The 17,807-nt window shown below is 41.5% G+C and carries 13 protein-coding genes; 5 read left to right on the top strand and 8 right to left on the bottom strand.

Annotated features, from left to right (window positions below):
* Positions 1-555 precede the first annotated feature (555 nt).
* The 4 genes from V7K42_RS05435 to fabI form a co-directional block, all read right to left on the bottom strand.
* Complete coding sequence (locus V7K42_RS05435; protein ID WP_334914236.1) at positions 556-2,019, bottom strand: SLBB domain-containing protein; 1,464 nt, start codon at positions 2,017-2,019, stop codon at positions 556-558.
* Positions 2,020-2,518: 499 nt separating this feature from the next.
* Positions 2,519-3,508, bottom strand: coding sequence for an ABC transporter ATP-binding protein (locus V7K42_RS05430; RefSeq protein ID WP_334914234.1), 990 nt, complete (start codon positions 3,506-3,508; stop codon positions 2,519-2,521).
* A 144-nt stretch (positions 3,509-3,652) separates the two neighbouring features.
* Positions 3,653-4,294 carry an imidazoleglycerol-phosphate dehydratase HisB gene (gene hisB, locus V7K42_RS05425; RefSeq protein ID WP_334914252.1) on the bottom strand — a complete coding sequence of 214 codons (642 nt, stop codon included), beginning with the start codon at positions 4,292-4,294 and terminating at the stop codon, positions 3,653-3,655.
* 90 nt (positions 4,295-4,384) lie between these two features.
* Entirely contained in the window at positions 4,385-5,161 is a 777-nt protein-coding gene (gene fabI, locus V7K42_RS05420) for an enoyl-ACP reductase FabI (protein ID WP_334914232.1), read from the bottom strand.
* A gap of 380 nt (positions 5,162-5,541) precedes the next feature.
* Between fabI and ntcA the strand changes: the two genes are divergently transcribed.
* The 3 genes from ntcA (at position 5,542) to V7K42_RS05405 (ending at position 8,443) form a co-directional block, all read left to right on the top strand.
* A complete protein-coding gene (ntcA, locus tag V7K42_RS05415) occupies positions 5,542-6,213 on the top strand; it encodes a global nitrogen regulator NtcA (protein WP_008233817.1) in 672 nt (223 codons plus the stop codon).
* Positions 6,214-6,381: 168 nt separating this feature from the next.
* Positions 6,382-7,872 carry a DUF3084 domain-containing protein gene (locus V7K42_RS05410; protein WP_334914229.1) on the top strand — a complete coding sequence of 497 codons (1,491 nt, stop codon included), beginning with the start codon at positions 6,382-6,384 and terminating at the stop codon, positions 7,870-7,872.
* A gap of 115 nt (positions 7,873-7,987) precedes the next feature.
* Positions 7,988-8,443, top strand: coding sequence for a Holliday junction resolvase RuvX (locus V7K42_RS05405; RefSeq protein ID WP_094328312.1), 456 nt, complete (start codon positions 7,988-7,990; stop codon positions 8,441-8,443).
* 20 nt (positions 8,444-8,463) lie between these two features.
* On the opposite strand, the gene V7K42_RS05400 is transcribed toward V7K42_RS05405, so the two are convergent.
* From V7K42_RS05400 to mrdA (V7K42_RS05390), 3 genes are all read right to left on the bottom strand, one after another.
* Positions 8,464-9,642, bottom strand: a complete 1,179-nt coding sequence (locus V7K42_RS05400) for an EcsC family protein (RefSeq protein WP_334914227.1) — start codon at positions 9,640-9,642, stop codon at positions 8,464-8,466.
* A 392-nt stretch (positions 9,643-10,034) separates the two neighbouring features.
* A complete protein-coding gene (gene mrdA, locus V7K42_RS05395; protein ID WP_334914225.1) occupies positions 10,035-11,855 on the bottom strand; it encodes a penicillin-binding protein 2 in 1,821 nt (606 codons plus the stop codon).
* Between the two features lie 253 nt (positions 11,856-12,108).
* Positions 12,109-13,956, bottom strand: a complete 1,848-nt coding sequence (gene mrdA, locus V7K42_RS05390) for a penicillin-binding protein 2 (protein ID WP_334914223.1) — start codon at positions 13,954-13,956, stop codon at positions 12,109-12,111.
* A gap of 203 nt (positions 13,957-14,159) precedes the next feature.
* On the opposite strand from mrdA (V7K42_RS05390), the gene V7K42_RS05385 reads away from it, so the two are divergent.
* Entirely contained in the window at positions 14,160-15,287 is a 1,128-nt protein-coding gene (locus tag V7K42_RS05385; RefSeq protein ID WP_334914221.1) for an ABC transporter ATP-binding protein, read from the top strand.
* 139 nt (positions 15,288-15,426) lie between these two features.
* A complete protein-coding gene (locus tag V7K42_RS05380; RefSeq protein WP_094343594.1) occupies positions 15,427-15,873 on the top strand; it encodes a hypothetical protein in 447 nt (148 codons plus the stop codon).
* Positions 15,874-16,019: 146 nt separating this feature from the next.
* On the opposite strand, the gene V7K42_RS05375 is transcribed toward V7K42_RS05380, so the two are convergent.
* The gene (locus V7K42_RS05375) at positions 16,020-16,793 is read right to left on the bottom strand and encodes an MlaE family ABC transporter permease (RefSeq protein ID WP_334914219.1); all 774 of its coding nucleotides are present in this window, start codon (positions 16,791-16,793) and stop codon (positions 16,020-16,022) included.
* Positions 16,794-17,807 lie beyond the last annotated feature (1,014 nt).

The raw sequence follows: 17,807 nt of genomic DNA, 5'->3' as shown, positions 1-17,807 counted from the left end.
TCTAAAAAACTTTTTGGTTTACTGACATTTATAAACGCATCATTATTTATTCTTGCCCTCAAAAGGCAGTACAAAAGTGAATTTAATAATGCCATTTATCATTATTTATATAGGAATCATATTTGATTTTTGAACAAAATTAGGTATTGTATGGAAGCCAGTGCGTTACGCTGAATCCAGCGCTGTAGGAGGGTTTACCGCCCACACGACTGGCTCTCCTACGTATCTTTTCTCTAAATAAAACCGGATTCATATAGTTGTTTCTTATAGCAATCCGAATTAAATCGTGAGGAGATGCAGAGAGCAAAAGTACGTAGTTATAAGTTTTTCAGCTTTTTTATTTCTAATCAATAATTAAATAGGGCTATAAGCTGTCGGGTATCTAAATTGTACTTTTTGGAGTTTGAAAACCTTACAATAAGGTTTTCAGCTTGAAAAATTAAATGTGTGTTTGCTTATTAAGTCTTGACTATTAAGCTTTGATTTATAGATAGTGTAATTTTGGGGACGGAAAGGGTTTATCAACGCCCCCAATATTCACATCTGTATTTTAAACTAGAGTCCGAACAAGTTCAGGAGATTGAGGATAATCCCTAAAGGCCCAGTTATAGTGTTAACGGTATCACCAGTTTTAGCGGCACCAGAGCGGTTGACTACCACAACATCATTATTACGAAGTATAGGATTAGTTTGCTCATTAATCCCAGCTGAGAAATCTATTTTTACTATACGTTTAGTGACAGAACCGTTAGGGTTGAGGCGAATCAAATCGACAGCACTGCTGCTAGCTCTGGCATCATTAAATCCGCCAGCTGCGAGTATAGCTTGATTTAAAGAGCTATTCGGCTGAACGTCTGTTAATCCTGGTTTTTTAACTTCACCTACTACACCAACTTGAATGCGTGTAGGAGACAAAGTGGTAGTAGCTAATTGAGTAGCTTCTGCGGGGTTAATTTCAGTTGCTGTCGGAATAACAATCGTATCTCCGTCTTGCACAATGATGTCTTGATTAGCATCACCACTCTGCAATAATTGCCAAAGGTTAATATCTATAGATTGTTCTGAGCCAGTTCTTGTAGGTCGGCGTAACTTAAGACTACGAACATCAGCCTGTGATGTAATTCCCCCAGCTAGTTGAATTACCCGCGTCACATTTGGCAGACCTGTGGGACTGGAAGTGCCACTATTTGCGCCTCCCTGCGTATCTGTGTTGCCTGCGGTGACAAGATACGAGCCAGGACGGTTAACTTCACCAATAATTGTTACTGTGCGGGGTGTGGTTTGGCTAGCAGCAAAGTTAGATGCAAATATATTTCGGGATTCTGCGACGTTGAAGTTGGTAGCAGTTGGCACAACTATGGTGTCTCCATCGCGCAAGGTAATATCTTGTGTTAACCTGCCTGTTTGGATGAGTTCCTTCAAATTAACAGTAACGGTTTGCTCTGAAGAAGGTCCTATTTTACGCCGTAATTGAACTTGGCTAACATCCGCAGCTAGGGTTACTCCCTGCGCTGTTGTCAATGCGGCTAATACAGTTGGGTATTGTACACCTGGATTGTTCCCTGCACCTCCGCTCAAGTTCAGGGTGTAAGCTCCTGGACGTGTCACCTCTCCAGCAACGAATATGTTAATGGGACGAGGCGATAACAAATTGACTGAGATTAAGGGACGTTTAAGGAAGCGAGCATATCTTTTGGCAACTTCATCGGAAGCCTGTTCAGTTGTTAGTCCTAGAACTGATACACTGCCAATTAAAGGTAGGTTTATTGCTCCACCTGGAGGAACTTGATATTCACCTGTATATTCGGGTACTTCAAATACATTTACACGGATGAGATCCCCGCCTCCTAATAAATAATTAGTATCTAATTGTGTTTGTGTGCTTGGTGATTGTGTAGTTGGTGGTAGTGATTGTCCTTGAACTAAACTCACAAATGGCACAACGACATTGACAGCACTTAAGAAAGCTACACTCACAACTGGCTGAGTTAAAAATTTAAACAAACTTGTGTTAAGCATATTTACCTGATATTTTGAAACTACGATCAATAAAGTACTGTCTAAACATTTTTATTTTGACTATACCTAAGTATTCAAGTTCCCCGACACTCTTATTTTCCTCGAAAAGTGTAATTTTCCGGAGGAAATTTATTTATATAATTTGAATTTTTAGTGAAGTTAATTTAAAGTTAAGCAAACTTGAATATAGGAATTATTACAAAACATTAGTAATTACGCAAAGAAACGTAGTTTATACAAGAAATTCTCCGTTAACCAATAAAGTATTTACTAATAAAATTTGTTTGTCAATGTCAATTTGAGGACATTTAAACTATAGATTAGAATTTGCTACTAATATCAATATTATGAGCAAGTTCATTAAATAAATACAAATAATATTAAAAATATATTGGAATTTGGTTTTTTGTAGGTTTACTTGAAAAAGTAAACTCAAAAATGCAAACAATTTGGATTTTTTTGCTCAACCGAGCTTACAACTTACTGATTGAGAACGAAATTAATTAACTAAGTTATTGTTATTTTTTCTTTCGATTTGTTGAATAAAAAACTCTTCTAGGGAGTAACGCGACAAGTTCATGGCAATAATTTTACCTTCCATAAGACGAACACTAGCGAGGAAATCATAGTAATCGTCCTGTAGTGTACCTTGCCAGGAACCATCACGTTCAAATTTGAGAGTGGGTATCCATTTTTTAAGAATTTCCCAGTCACCACCTTGACCTTTTACGTGATATGTGTCGTTTACGCCTAAAAGTTCATTCAGGGAACCAGAGCAAATTAATTCACCTTGAGCGAGAATGGCAATGCGATCGCAAATCTGTTCTACTTCACTAAGAACATGGCTATTGAAAAAAATCGTCTTTCCAGCAGCTTTGAGCGCCAGGATAATTTCCCGCATTTGGTAGCGTCCCACCGGATCGAGACCAGACATCGGTTCATCCAGAAAAACCAAATCTGGCTCGTTAATTAGCGCCTGTGCCATCCCGACACGCTGTAGCATTCCTTTTGAGTAGCGGCGTAGCAGCTTTTTACGAGCATCAGCTTGGGATAAACCTACTAATTCCAGTAGTTGGGGAATGCGTTGGCGTTGGACACTTTGGGGAATTTGAAATAGTCCAGCAGCAAGCTGTAAAAATTCCCACCCAGTGAGATAGTCATACAAATAGGGATTTTCTGGCAGATAGCCGATATGTTGTTTAACACTGCGATCGCCTATTGGCTTATCCAATAATAATCCTCGTCCAGAGGTGGGATTAATAATTCCTAGCAACAATTTTAAAAGGGTGGTTTTACCAGCACCGTTTGGCCCTAGCAAACCAAAGGTTTCACCTTTATAAACCGTTAAAGAACAGTTTTTGAGAGATACGATTTTTTGATTTAACCAAAAACCAGTGCGATAGACTTTTCGCAACTCAGAAGTTAGGACTACTGGCGGAGTGTCTGCCGTATTAAGTTGAGAATCAGGGTCATCTGCAACAGACTTCATCTCGGTTCAACCACTAATTACCAGCTTAGTATTAATTACAAGTTACCCAGTAGCCTGATAATAACCATCACCGAGCGGTGTGTCAATTATTGGGGATTGGGGGAATAACGAATGCACCATACTCAATGCCCCATTTGACTCATTTTATAGAACGCCTTTAGAGCTGGGAATTAAGCCAGCACGACGAGGGTCAATTTCCACTGCTAGCCGTGTTGCCCTTGCAAAGGCTTTAAATGTCGCCTCAATGATGTGATGGGAATTAATGCCATCCAATTGTCGAACATGCAGTGTCATTTGGCTATGATTCACGATCGCCACAAAGAATTCGCGCACGAGTTGGGTGTCATAAGTTCCTACACGCTGGGTAGGAATTTGCAAGCCGTAGCTGAGGTGAGGTCGTCCAGAAAAGTCTAGCGCTACCTGAACTAAGGCTTCATCCAATGGTGCGAGAAAGTTACCAAAGCGGACAATACCTTTTCTGTCGCCTAGTGCTTGGTTCAAAGCTTGACCCAAGGTAATGCCTACATCTTCGTTAGTGTGATGGTCATCAATTTCCAAGTCTCCCTTGGCTTGGACATCTATATCAATCAGTCCGTGTGAGGCAATTTGATGCAACATGTGATCCAAAAACGGAATGCCTGTTGCTGCTGTGCAAGTTCCTCTACCATCGAGGTTGATGGTAACTTGCACATCAGTTTCACCAGTGGTGCGGTGAACAGTGGCAATCCGAGGGGTTTTTATTAACTGGTCGTAATTTGAATTAATTTGACGATTGGTTGTTTGCATTGGGAATGGTGAATGGGGAGAATGGGCAATGGGGAATTGGGAATGGGAAAAAGCAATTAGCAATTCCCAATTAGCAATTTCCAAATTATCTTACATTCCCATAATTTCATATCCTGCATCTACATATAGAACTTGTCCGGTAATACCACTGGACAAATCACTACATAAGAAAGCGGCAGCATTGCCCACTTCTAGCTGAGTGACGGTACGGCGTAAGGGAGCTACTTCTTCTACATGATGAATCGCATCCAAAATCCCACCCACCGCTGAAGATGCCAAGGTGCGGATGGGGCCTGCGGAGATGGCATTAACGCGGATATTTTGCGACCCTAGTTCAGCAGCTAGGTAACGCACACTCATTTCTAATCCTGCCTTGGCAACTCCCATAACGTTGTAGTTAGGAATTGCTCTGACACCACCTAAATATGTCAATGTGACGATACTACCTCCCTCTGTCATCAAAGGTTTAGCTGCACCACTTAACTGCACCAGCGAGTAGGTACTGATTTCTAAGGCAGTGTTGAACCCAGAACGAGAGGTTTGGCTAAAATCTCCACTCAAATCGTCTTTGCTGGCAAAAGCCAAACAATGGATAAGGATGTCTAACTTTCCCCACTGTTCGCGGATTGTCTCAAAGGTAGATTGAATCTGCTCCTCATTTTGAACATTACAGGGAAGAAATAAGCTTGGGTTGAGGGATTCTACCAACTCCGCAACTTTTTTCTCCATTTTGCCGCGTTCATCCGGCAGATAGGTAATACCCAGGTTTGCTCCGGCTTTATGCAGCTGTTGGGCGATGCCCCAAGCGATCGAGCGGTTATTGGCAATACCTGTAACAAGAGCATTTTTTCCAGTCAGATTCAGCATAGAAATTGTTAATGCGATCGATCATTAGGAGCATACTAGAATCTGAGGCACGTTTTGTCTTTCTTTTATACAGGATTTGCAAAAATGAATATTGAGAAGGGTGTTTGCTGTGACAAAATTCTTGATTTTTCCTAAAGATTTTATCAAGATATCTTTATTTGTTCTTTAAAAAACCCTTTTTAATACAGCTATTGGAACTACTTATCAACAATTAGTAGCTGAAAGGATCAACAATTATGTATCATTATAAACAAAGAGTTATGAAGTGATTTTTTTGAGTATAGGAAAGTACAGAAAGGTTGACGGTGCTTTATTCATTTTTCAGGTGTATTCTTAGGTAATCAGTTTTTGTTTTTCCGGCATTGGGTAGGGGAAGGGAGATGATCGTGACACAAGATAAAGCCCTAGCAAATGTATTTCGTCAGATGGCGACCGGGGCGTTTCCGCCAGTTGTGGAAACGTTTGAACGCAATAAAACGATCTTTTTTCCTGGCGATCCTGCCGAACGAGTTTATTTTCTTTTGAAAGGTGCTGTTAAACTTTCTAGGGTGTACGAGGCAGGAGAGGAAATAACAGTAGCATTGCTTCGGGAAAATAGTGTTTTTGGTGTTTTGTCATTGCTGACAGGAAATAAGTCGGATAGGTTTTACCATTCGGTTGCATTTACGCCTGTGGAATTACTGTCAGCCCCAATTGAACAAGTAGAGCAAGCACTCAAGGAAAATCCAGAATTATCAATGTTAATGCTGCGGGGTCTGTCTTCGCGCATTTTACAAACAGAGATGATGATTGAAACTCTCGCTCACCGAGATATGGGTTCCAGATTGGTGAGTTTTTTGTTAATTCTTTGTCGAGATTTTGGCGTTCCTTGTGCTGATGGGATCACTATCGATCTGAAGTTATCTCATCAAGCGATCGCAGAAGCAATTGGTTCAACTCGTGTTACCGTTACTAGGCTACTAGGGGATTTGCGTGAAAAGAAGATGATTTCTATCCACAAAAAGAAGATTACTGTGCATAAACCTGTTACCTTAAGTAGGCAATTCACATAAAATCAATTGGAGAGAGGGGAATCGGCGCGTGTTCTATTTTGAAAGATGACACTAATAGCTAGAGGTAAATCTAAAATTGAGTAATTTCAGCTATTGCCAATTTCCACTTCTTTCCAGACAATGCTTAAAAGTAGTAGGCTGTATCTGGAAGGATTTCGGTAGCTAAAGATGACCACCGGATACATCCTCATCGCAGCAATTTTAATCTTGGGAGGCGTAATTGCCACCGTGGGCGATCGCATCGGCACACGAGTTGGCAAAGCTCGCCTCTCACTTTTTAAGCTTCGTCCGAAAAATACTGCTGTAGTAGTAACTATTTTTACGGGCGGTTTGATTTCAGCATCAACGTTAGGAATTTTATTCGCTGCCGACGAAGGCTTGCGAAAAGGAGTCTTTGAATTAGAAGATATTCAAACAGACCTCAGACAGAAGCGGGAACAGCTAAAAACCGCAGAAACTCAGAAAAGTCAGGTAGAAAGCGAACTAAACCAAGCAAGAATTGCCCAAACGAAAGCACAACAAGACTTGCAGGTAATTAATCAATCCTTGCAGGCGGTGAATGCTAAACAACGCCAAACACAAGCTCAGTTGAACCGCACCATTAGTCAACAAGCCCTAACTCAAACTCAACTCCAACGCACTCAGGGTCAGCTAGGACAAGTTGTAACTCGATACCAAAAAGCCATAGCTGAGTTGCAAAGCGTTTCCACTCAGAGAAAAGAGCTACAGTCCGCAGTTGAACTACTAAAGACAGAACGACAACGACTGTACGCTGAAGCAAAAAAAGCGATTGACGAAGCCAAAACAGCTATTGAAAAACGCGATCTCGAACTTGCTAACCGTCAAGAAGCCATAGAAGTGCGCGATCAAAAAATTGGCCAACTCGATCAATTGATTCAAAAGCGGAATGTAGAAGTTGCATCCCGAGAGGAAGTGATTGCCAAACGGGAATCGCGCCTGAAAGAATTGGAAGCACAACAGGAGCAACTAGAACTGGAAGTTGCAAAGTTAGAAAAATATTATCAGTCTTACCGTGACCTGCGTTTAGGTAAGCTGGCCTTAGTTCGCGGTCAAGTTCTATCTGCTGCTGTAATTCGTGTTACCCAACCTGCTGCTGCTCGTCAGGCTGTGGTACAACTTTTACAAGAAGCCAATCGCAACGCCAACCTGGAATTAAGTGAGCCTGGGGCAAATCCTGCAAATGTAGAGCTACTGCGCGTGACTCAGGATAGAGTTGACCAATTGAGCAAGCAGATTAGCGATGGTCAAGAATATGTGGTGCGAATTTTCTCGGCTGGGAACTACGTCAGGGGAGAAAAGCAGATAGAGTTTTTCGCTGATACAGCTCGAAATCAATTAGTTTTTTCGGGAGGTGCAGTGCTAGCCACAACCACTGCCGATTCCAAAACCATGACATCCTATCAGTTACAGCAACGGCTGGAAATACTAATTTCTGCTTCCCAATTTCGGGCCCGTAATGCCGGAATTGTCGAAAATGTGCAAGTAGAAGGGACTTTCTTGCGTTTTATCGCCCAATTAAGACAGTATAATCAGCCGTTAGAGATCAAAGCGATCGCAGCAGAGGACACTTATACAGCTGGCCCTTTGAGAGTAAAATTAGTGGCAATAGTCAACGGACAAATAATTTTTAGTACTTAAAACATTATTTGCACACTGTTATTAGTAAGATTTAAACATATTCAACAGCAGTCAAAATAATTGCTGTAGTTGTATTTATTGATTTCTAATTCTTAATTTTAATTTTGAATTACTTATGACTTTCCGCGAATTTTCACCAACGCAACCAGTCATATTGGGCTTTGATCCAGGTCGAGATAAGTGTGGTTTAGCGGTGATGGGACTGGATCGGCAATTGTATTATCATCAGGTCGTGCTAGCAAAAGAAGCGATCGCTACCATTGAGACCCTACGTCAAAGGTTTCCGATCTCCTTGATGGTGATGGGAGATCAAACTACAGCCAAAGAGTGGAGACAGAAATTATATCAGGAATTGACAGAACCTCTGAGTATTATTTTAGTGGATGAGCGCTATACAACCTTAGAAGCCCGCGATCGCTATTGGCAAATGTTCCCACCCAAAGGGCTAATAAAACTATTGCCACAAGGTCTGCGACAGCCACCAAGACCGATAGATGACATTGTTGCCATCCTCTTAATTGAAAGATACTTAAATCGGCTTACTGAATCAGCAGTGAGGAGTTATGAGTGAGGAGTTACGCCTAATGTGAATTAAATAGGTTGAGACTCGAAAGTGAGAAGATCAATATCAAATTTCCTAGCGATCGCTGCGATTATTTCTTGCTCAAGTGGTGTAGTTTTATTGTCAAGCTGGGCAATTTTGTTACACTGAGCCAGCAAGGGTATGGCAAAATCGCGATTCAGCTGATTGAGCAGTATATCTAAAGACTTTGGTGATTTGATATTTTGGGCAATGGCATCCAACGAGGTAGGACTGAGTTTTACAGCTTGTAATTCCGGCAAAATTTCTTCCAAAGTCTTGTCTGGATGGCTAGCAAGGATCATATGAACTAAAATTTGATCCATAATGGCTTCTTGAGCGATCGCACTTTCTAAATACTTTTCGCTTTCTGCTTTTAATGTTTCTAGAGTCTGTGGGGATGCGAGGGAAATTGATTCATCTAGCTTGGCTTCGTAAAATCGACAAGCAGCATAGCCCAATGAATAGATCATCGTCGCATTTGAACTAGCTGCGATCGCAGCACCCGCCAAGGGCACATTTCGTAACAAGCCTAATCCCGCAGCTTTCAAAAGACGACCTCCACCCAAAGCCAGACCAAAAATTGCCAAAATTTCACCTTTACGGGCAGGATCTTTTAAATCTAGCCCGTAGACTGATGCAATTTGATAAAGCATTTCTGACTGCAATTTGGTTGTCGCTGTTAAATCAATTGCCAACAATGCAATTGCTATTCCTGGCAAAATACTAGTTGCTAGTCCAACTGTACCTGCTTGAGTGGCTTTTTCCACCATGATTCGGTGAGCAATCTGGCTAGGTAATTCATTCGGATAGTTTTGCTTAAGCTTGTTTACCTCCGCTTCTGCTTTTTCCAAATCAACAAGGTTGTTATCAGTGATTAGCCAATTTAGATTTAACACTCCAGATAGTTTTCTAATTAGCCAATTTTCGCTGAGGCGATCCACCACCTGACCGCTGGTTTTAGTTGTTTCCTCAATGAATTTATGTGTTTGTTTTCCTGTTGCTTCTCCCACTTCTATTGCTGTGTCTAAAACTGCTTTGCCAGTCTGAGCAACAGTTGTAACAAAAGACTCTAATATAGAGGGTTCATTTTCTACTGATGATTGAGCCTGAATTTTTATTTCTGAAGTTTCTTCGAGTGAATTAACTGATTTATTCACTACTATTTCTTGTTGCGGTTTATCTGACATGAATTGACACCATCTTCTAGAGCCTCTTTAAATTTTTAGCGAATTATAAGCGGCTATACATCTCTCTACAAACGTAAATTTCAGCGAAGTGTCTCCGGTTTTCCTACTTCTAAACGGTTGCATTCCTTCCCAAGCAGCAAGTCTTCAATCACCATTGACCTTATTTTTGTGGCTCTACTGTACTTGTTATGCAAAATTCACAGTCTTCAAGAGGGAACAGAGCAGGGGAGCAGAGGAGAGTTCAAATACCAAGTTCTTTCCCCTCTGCTCCTCTGCCCCTCTGCCCCTCTGCCCCTCTGCCCCTCTGCCCCTCCCCCCTCTTCCCCTCAAGCTTGTGAGAAATGCGGAATAAGGGGTAGAGAAGAGAATAATCAATACCCCATTACCCAATTTCATGCTTTCTTAAGCGCTGGTTTCTGATACTTACCTGGATACTTGCGCTGAAAATATTCTTCCATAATTTGTAATATCATTGGTGCAGCAACGCTCCCACCGCCACCGCCAGAATGTTCAGCAAAAGCCACGATCGCAATTTCTGGTTGTTCAGCAGGTGCATAAGCACCAAACCAAGCGTGATTTTGCTTAACACGACCTTTCCAGGCTTCAGCTGTACCACTCTTCCCAGCGACTGAGGGAACTGTTGGCTGCTTCAAAGCTTTGCCAGTACCTTCAGCTACTACTTTCCGCAGTCCCTGACGGAGAATACTTATGGTTGTTGGTTTTATATTTAAAGATTCTCGCCAGCTTTTTGCTTCTTCGTTGTCTTTAAGCAAATGCGGCTGGACTCGGTAGCCACCATTAGCGGGTACGGCAAACATGACGGCGACTTGTAAAGGTGTTGTTTGTAAAGCACCTTGACCAATTGACATATTAATGCTGTCGCCTACAGTCCAAGGTATCTTCCAAGCTTTCTGCTTCCATGCTTCATCTGGCACTAAACCTGTTGCTTCTTCGTTGGCAAACTCAAAACCGGTTTTTTTACCAAATCCATATTTGCGAGTCCATTCAATTAAAGTTGGGCCGCCGACTCCGCGACCAATTTGATAGAAAAAGGTATCACTACTCCACTGTAATGCACCGACAAAGCCCAATGGACCGAATCCAGCGTGATTCCATTCACCAAATCGAGTCCCGCCAAAACTTAAGGAACCATAGGTTTGCAAGACTGTGCTTGGAGAAAATTTACCTGATTCTAGACCGGCAGTGGTGGTGACAATTTTGAAGGTGCTAGCGGGTGGAAAGGCGCTGAGGGCGCGATTTACTAAGGGATGATCTGCACCTTGCACTATTTTCCAATCTTTTTGGGTGAGTTTCTGTTTTGAGAAAATATTGGGGTCAAAGGTAGGGTGAGACACCATTGCTAAAACGGCACCATTCTTTGGATCGAGTGCCACGATCGCACCATCGCGATCGCCTAAAGCTTTTTTGGCTGTCTTTTGCATATTTAAATCTAGGGTCAAGTGCAAATCTTTACCAGGTTTCGCCTGTTTCTCACCCAAAACCCGGAGCGGTCGACCTGCACCATCCACTTCTACCTGCTGACCACCCCATTCGCCCCGCAGAGTTTTCTCATAAGCTTTTTCAACTCCCATTTGACCAATTACATCACCTAATCGGTAGCCTTCCTGCTTTTTTTCTTTTAACTGGTCGGCGGTCAGTTCTCGCGTATACCCTAATACATGTGCTAATTCCTTGCCGTGGGGGTAGTAGCGAACGGCTTCTGTATGAATTTCTACGTCTTTGAGTTCGGTTTGATACTCCTTCAATGCCGTAATTTGCGCTTCATTCAAGTCACGGGCAATTCGGATCAGTGAAGAAGAGTTAGCGCCTGCCTCTTCTAATTTCTTTTCCATCTCTTGTTGAGAAACTTCCAGAATTTCAGATAGACGCGCCCCCACGACTGACCACGCAGGTTTGGTATGTGCCATCGGCCATAAGTATATAGAACGAGGATAGCGAGTACTGGCTAAAAGTTTACCATTGCGGTCAAAAATGTTGCCCCGTTCTGGTTGTTTAGGAATCATCCGAATTCGATTTGACTCGGCTCGTTTTCGGTGGTTCGTTCCTTCAGTAATTTGCAAATATGCCAAACGAACGCTGATTCCCGTCATCATCAATAGAGTAAATATAATTAAAAATATTGGCTGGAAACTCTGTCCAACTGTACGTGTATTTTTTCTCCCACCAAGTAGAGATGGTTTTAATATAGCCATAAGACAAAGAAGATTTCAAAATTAAGATTATCTGTAAACAACTCTGCTGAATTCTTAGCAAGTATTTAACCACAAACTAATCGGCAGTGATTAATTATTTTCAATTGATCCCATAGGTCTAAAACCCTTATGCAATCCTAATTACGTTAGCGACACGAAAAAGCAAGTCCGCGTTCGCTTTTAGCGTCTCGTAGAGAGCGGCATTACGAATTACGTTAGCGAAGGGGGGCGTAGCCCATTACGAATTCCGCTACTAGTCTCCAGTGCCATGTCCTGAATTTTGAGTTTTTGCTTCTGATGGATCGGGTTGAGGTTTTTTATACTTACCTGGATACTTATGCTGAAAATAAGCTTCTAGCACTTGTAAAACCATCGGTCCGCAAATAGTACCGCCATGTTCGCCAGAGTTTTCACCAAAGGCCACAACCACAATTTCCGGCTTATTACTTGGGGCATAAGCACCAAACCAAGTATGATTTGGGCGACCTGCACCAGCTTCAGCAGTGCCACTTTTTCCAGAGGCTGGGGCAATTGTGGGCACATTCAAGTGTTTGCCAGTCCCCTCACTCACCACCCTCCGCAGTCCATCGCGGAGAACTTTGATCGTTTCTGGCTTCATATTTAAAGATTCTCGCCAACTTTTTGCTTCTTCGTTGTCTTTGAGCAAATGCGGCTGAACTCGATACCCGCCATTAGCCGGGACAGAAAACATAATCGCCGATTGTAGCGGTGTTACTTGTAAAGCACCTTGACCAATTGACATATTAATGGTGTCGCCCACAGTCCAAGGTGTCCTCAAAACTTTCTGCTTCCATATTTCATCTGGAACCAAGCCTATTGATTCTTCGTTAGGAAATTCAATGCCAGTTCTTTGACCAAATCCGTATTTACGGCTCCATTTGATTAAAGTTGGGCCACCGACTTTTCTACCAACTTGATAGAAGAAAGTATCACTACTCATAGCTAGCGCTCTGGGAAATCCTAATGGTCCGAATCCGGCGTGGTTCCACTCACCAAAAGTCACCCCACCAACGGTAAGGGAACCAAAGGTTTGTAATATTGAGCCAGGAGAGAATTCACCTGATTCTAAACCAGCTGTGGTGGTGACAATTTTGAAAGTACTGGCGGGTGGAAAGGCACTTAAAGCCCGATTGACTAGGGGATGATCTTTACCTTGCAAGCTTTCCCAATCTTTTTGGGAGAGTTTTTGTTTGGAGAAAATATTCGGGTCAAAGGTGGGGTAAGATACCAATGCTAAAACAGCACCGTTGTTTGGATCGAGTGCTGCGATCGCACCTCGTTGATTTCCCAAAGCTTTTTCTGCTGCCTTTTGCACATCCAAATCTAGAGTTAAGTGCAAATCGTTACCAGCCTTTGCCTGTTTCTCCCCCACAACTCGGATTGGTCTACCCGCACCATCTACTTCCACTTGCTGACCGCCCCATTCGCCCCGTAGCACTTTCTCATAAGCCTTTTCCACCCCCATCTGACCGATGACATCTCCTAATCGGTAGCCTTCCTGTTTCTTGCCTTTTAGCTGGTCGGCGGTCAACTCTCGCGTATAACCTAATACGTGCGCTAATTCTTTACCGTGAGGATAATAACGTACCGAATCTGTATTAATTTCCACTTCTGGGAGTTCATTTTTATACTCCTTTATTGCCGTAATTTCTGCTTCATTGAGATCGCGGGCAATTCGGATGAGTGAAGAAGAATTAGCACCTGCTTGTTCTAATTTCTTTTCCATTTCATCTTGCGGGATGTTGAGAATTTGCGCTAGACGCGGACCGACTACAGACCAGGAAGGCTTAGTATGTGCCATCGGCCACAAATATACAGAGCTAGGATAGCGAGTACTCGCTAAAAGTTTACCGTTGCGGTCAAAAATATTGCCCCGTTCCGGTTGTTTAAGAATCATCCGAATTCGGTTCGCTTCGGCTCGTTCCCGGAGTTTTGGCCCTTCAACAATTTGCAAATATGCTAAACGCGACCCAATCCCAGCGATCATTAATAGGGTAAATACGATTAAAAATATTGATTGCAAACCATGTCCAACTGTACGTGTATCTTTTTTGCTGCCAATTGATGGGAATAAAGACATAAGACAAAGAATGATTATTAAGAGCGGTATTATTTGTACACAATTACCCTAAACTCATCCCCAGTAATGGGTATGAAATAATCGGGCGAGTATATTCTTGAACAATTGTTTTTGGCGGATACAATAAACCAAAGTGTCAAATCTAGTCTGCCCAATAGACTACTGACAAAATTACGTAATATCACGGCATTCTACTAAGGATTATGGCTCAACTTTTCATTCAGAATCAGAGGGGGATAACAACTTTTCAGCCACTTGATGTTGAACTACGTAACGTGTTCAAGTTTTTTAACCAAGAACCAGCAGTACATGGAATAGATTTGGATGTCAGACAGGGAGAATTTTTTAGTATTTTAGGCCCCTCCGGTTGTGGCAAAACAACAACACTGCGCTTAATTGCTGGCTTTGAAATCGCTGATGCTGGCAAAGTGTTGATTCAGGGTCAGTCTATGACTAATGTGCCGCCTTACCGCCGACCCGTCAATACTGTATTTCAAAGTTACGCTCTATTCAACCACCTGAATGTCTGGGATAACATCGCCTTTGGACTGCGGTTAAAAAAAATCCCCAAATCGGAAATTGAAATTAGAGTTCAAGAAGCTTTAAAAAGAGTGAAAATGGAAAGTTTGCGATCGCGTTTTCCCAGTCAACTTTCTGGCGGTCAACAGCAGCGAGTCGCCTTAGCAAGGGCCTTAGTCAACCGTCCCACCGTCGTCCTACTGGATGAACCTTTAGGGGCATTAGATTTAAAACTCCGTAAAGAAATGCAGGTCGAGTTATCAAATTTACACAAAGACTTGGGAGTAACCTTTGTGATGGTGACACACGATCAAGAAGAAGCATTATCTTTGAGCGATCGCATTGCTGTCATGAACCAAGGTAAAATTGAACAAGTTGGCACTCCCAGTCAAATTTACGAACGTCCCCAAACATCTTTTGTTGCTGATTTTATTGGCGATACTAATTTATTCAGTGGTGAAATCGTCACGATAGATTCCTTTAATATTAAAATTTCAACAAAAACAGGACTCTCAATTATCATTAGCCGCACTGAAGATACGCCATCTGAATTATCACAAGCCGTAGTAGTGAGTGTGCGCCCAGAAAAAATCCAGCTTTCCCTTTATCCACCAGATTTGCCAGCTAACTCCTTTGAAGGACGGCTTGTCAATGTTATGTATTTGGGTACACACGTTAATTACGTTGTGGAATTAACAAATGGTATTAGGATAAATGTATTGCAACCTAATACTTTTGGCGCTTTACCAGATCGTGATACCCCTATATACGCTTGGTGGGCAGAAAATGATTGTTTAGCTATTAGTCAATAGTTATAATAATTTGCCTTCAAGAAGACTTATATTTGATTGCGTGAAAAAATTCATTACAACTCAAAGAGCCTTTTTTCCCGTTGCCTTTTACCTGTTAAGCCAAGTAATTTCAGAGACCTTGTACTAGGAATATTAACCCATGTCAATTTTGAAAAGAGTTCCTTGGGTATCCCTGGCACTAGTACTGCTTAGTTACAGTACCTTGGGCTGGGTAATATCTGAAACACACGCGCCTCGCTCTGTGTGGGTTCTAACTGTGGTTGGTATTTTGCTTTTAATAGTGACGTTGACCACACCTTGGCCGAAAATGACATATTACCTCAATACTTTGCTTAAATCAAATATTAAGTCTTTCGGTGTTGCCGTTTTAGCAGCTTTCTTGTTTTTTATTATGATTGCCTGGTTTGGAGTTTTTCTTGATACTTTACTGATTATTTCGGCAACTATATTAGTCAAAATAGACTTTCAAAAAGCAGGTCTTAAGCAAAAGCTGGCTTTTTTGACTACATCTATTTTTTCATTGTCAGGTTTAGCTTTGGGTGCGCTAATCTACAAGTTAGTATATTCCCAAATGCCGCTAAGATGATGAAGTATACTAAAAAAGCTAGTGATGCCTGCGGCAGGTTACGCCAACATTTAATAACTGAATATTGCTTGTCTAAATATTTATTTTTACTGAAGATTCCCAACTTTTTCACGAGGTTGAGAATCTTGTTTTCTACTTACTTAGATTTAAAATGCAGGTTGTTCAAATAGTAATAGAGAAAGGAAAAAATCCATAATAAAAATGGAGACCCAACTAGTAACAACTGCTTTTGTTGCCGATTCTCCTACTTCTTTAGCTCCACCCTTAGTAGTTAAACCCCAACTACAACCAATCACAGCAACCAGCACTCCAAAAATAAACCCTTTTAGCAAAATAATAAACAAATCTGATGGTTGTAAAAAATTTCTGACTGATTCTAAAAATGTTTCAGGAATAATTTTGTAAAACTGGAATGCAGCAAAAATTCCGCCGAAGATACCAGTTACTAAAGCCAAAATCGTCATCAAAGGCACCATCAAACTACAAGCAATTACTCTAGGAAGTACTAGATAATCAATTGGATCGGTTTTCAGCATATAAAGTGCATCGATTTGCTCTGTTACCCTCATTGCACCTATTTCTGCTGCAAAAGCAGAACCGACTTGTCCCGCCATAATACTAGCGGTTAAAATTGGAGCCAATTCTCTACAAAAAGCTAAGGCAAAAGCACCTCCCACAGCATTTTCAGCCCCAAATCGGACTAATTCTCTCGCTGTCTGAATAGTAAAAATCATCCCTGCAAAACCGCTAACAAGGAGAACCGGAGAGATAGAACCTGGCCCAGCAGTCACCAAATGTTGCAGAATTTTGCGGTAGTAAGTTCTTCCCTGGAGTAAATGTAGCCACACTTGACCGAAAAGCAGCACTGCCGCACAACAGCGTGCAATCTCAGATTGCTCAAAATTTGTTTTTAGTCGCAATTTTATCGTCCTTAAGACTGGCTTTTTTTTGGGAAATATTGTTATTTATATCAATTCTCCAAAATAAGACTACAGATACAAATGGTGGAAACCCAGCCAGATGTAATCTGACTTTCTCAATTACGTAGACGCACGAAGTGCGGCTTCCCGCAGGATATTACGAATTGGTATTAGGGTATGGTACATGAACACAATCAAGTTTGAGACTTTTCTGCTAAATACAAAGTGTCTAACTGGTATTTTATTTTTACGTGAGTCCCTAAATTTTGTTAAATAATTTTTTATGAACTGGATAAGAATAGTAACATTGGTGTTATTTTTGATACTTAATCTATCCGCAGCATATCCAGCTTTTGCATCTGTATGCCGCAATTACGATATTGATGACAGACTACACCAACACTACCAGATTTGCATTATCAGCATAAACCGAAGTGCTAAAAATTATTGGGAATACAGAGCAGCCGTTAGTGTCGATGGGGTAAAAAGACCGACTGAGGTTTACAATTGTCGTGAACGAGTTAGGGTTCAAAATAATGGGACTATTTTGCCCTTTGAGCAAAAAGATCCTGGTGAGATGATATGTAGCTTTTTTAATTCTTCTCGGCGGTAAACACTCGCCAGATAATAAAGACAGTGAAACCTAGATAGGCGAATACTGTTAGCCATTCTTGCCAGCTATCAAATGTATTATTCATCAGCAAAAGCCGGAAAATTAATATTTTTCAATCCTACACGCTGATGCTACCAGTGGCTTGCTATATTTTGAAATATAAAGGAAGACTACTCAAAAATTCTTAGCTAATTTTCAGGAATCGATAACAGCCAAGTGGTATCACTTGTTAGAGCATCGATATTATACTGAACCTCTATAACTAACCTTCGGGGAATATAGCCCTATTGTTTCCACTCAAAAACCCAGTCCCGAATGGCACTAAGAAAAGCTCTAAGCTATGCGGGATAGGCACTACAGATTTTAAAGCTATTGAACAGTGAAGGTTGAGATATGGGATT

The sequence above is a fragment of the Nostoc sp. genome (genome assembly GCF_036917455.1).
GTDB lineage: Bacteria > Cyanobacteriota > Cyanobacteriia > Cyanobacteriales > Nostocaceae > Nostoc.
Note: the sequence above shows the minus strand (reverse complement) of the source record. Positions and strands in the feature narration are given on the sequence as shown.

Bases quoted from the DNA above. Each gene is read 5' to 3' on its own strand.
- mrdA (WP_334914223.1), bottom strand. From the start codon at position 13,956: ATGTCTTTATTCCCATCAATTGGCAGCAAAAAAGATACACGTACAGTT.
- V7K42_RS05380 (WP_094343594.1), top strand. From the start codon at position 15,427: ATGTCAATTTTGAAAAGAGTTCCTTGGGTATCCCTGGCACTAGTACTG.
- V7K42_RS05405 (WP_094328312.1), top strand. From the start codon at position 7,988: ATGACTTTCCGCGAATTTTCACCAACGCAACCAGTCATATTGGGCTTT.
- fabI (WP_334914232.1), bottom strand. From the start codon at position 5,161: ATGCTGAATCTGACTGGAAAAAATGCTCTTGTTACAGGTATTGCCAAT.
- V7K42_RS05385 (WP_334914221.1), top strand. From the start codon at position 14,160: ATGGCTCAACTTTTCATTCAGAATCAGAGGGGGATAACAACTTTTCAG.
- V7K42_RS05400 (WP_334914227.1), bottom strand. From the start codon at position 9,642: ATGTCAGATAAACCGCAACAAGAAATAGTAGTGAATAAATCAGTTAAT.
- mrdA (WP_334914225.1), bottom strand. From the start codon at position 11,855: ATGGCTATATTAAAACCATCTCTACTTGGTGGGAGAAAAAATACACGT.
- ntcA (WP_008233817.1), top strand. From the start codon at position 5,542: ATGATCGTGACACAAGATAAAGCCCTAGCAAATGTATTTCGTCAGATG.
- hisB (WP_334914252.1), bottom strand. From the start codon at position 4,294: ATGCAAACAACCAATCGTCAAATTAATTCAAATTACGACCAGTTAATA.
- V7K42_RS05430 (WP_334914234.1), bottom strand. From the start codon at position 3,508: ATGAAGTCTGTTGCAGATGACCCTGATTCTCAACTTAATACGGCAGAC.
- V7K42_RS05410 (WP_334914229.1), top strand. From the start codon at position 6,382: ATGACCACCGGATACATCCTCATCGCAGCAATTTTAATCTTGGGAGGC.
- V7K42_RS05435 (WP_334914236.1), bottom strand. From the start codon at position 2,019: ATGCTTAACACAAGTTTGTTTAAATTTTTAACTCAGCCAGTTGTGAGT.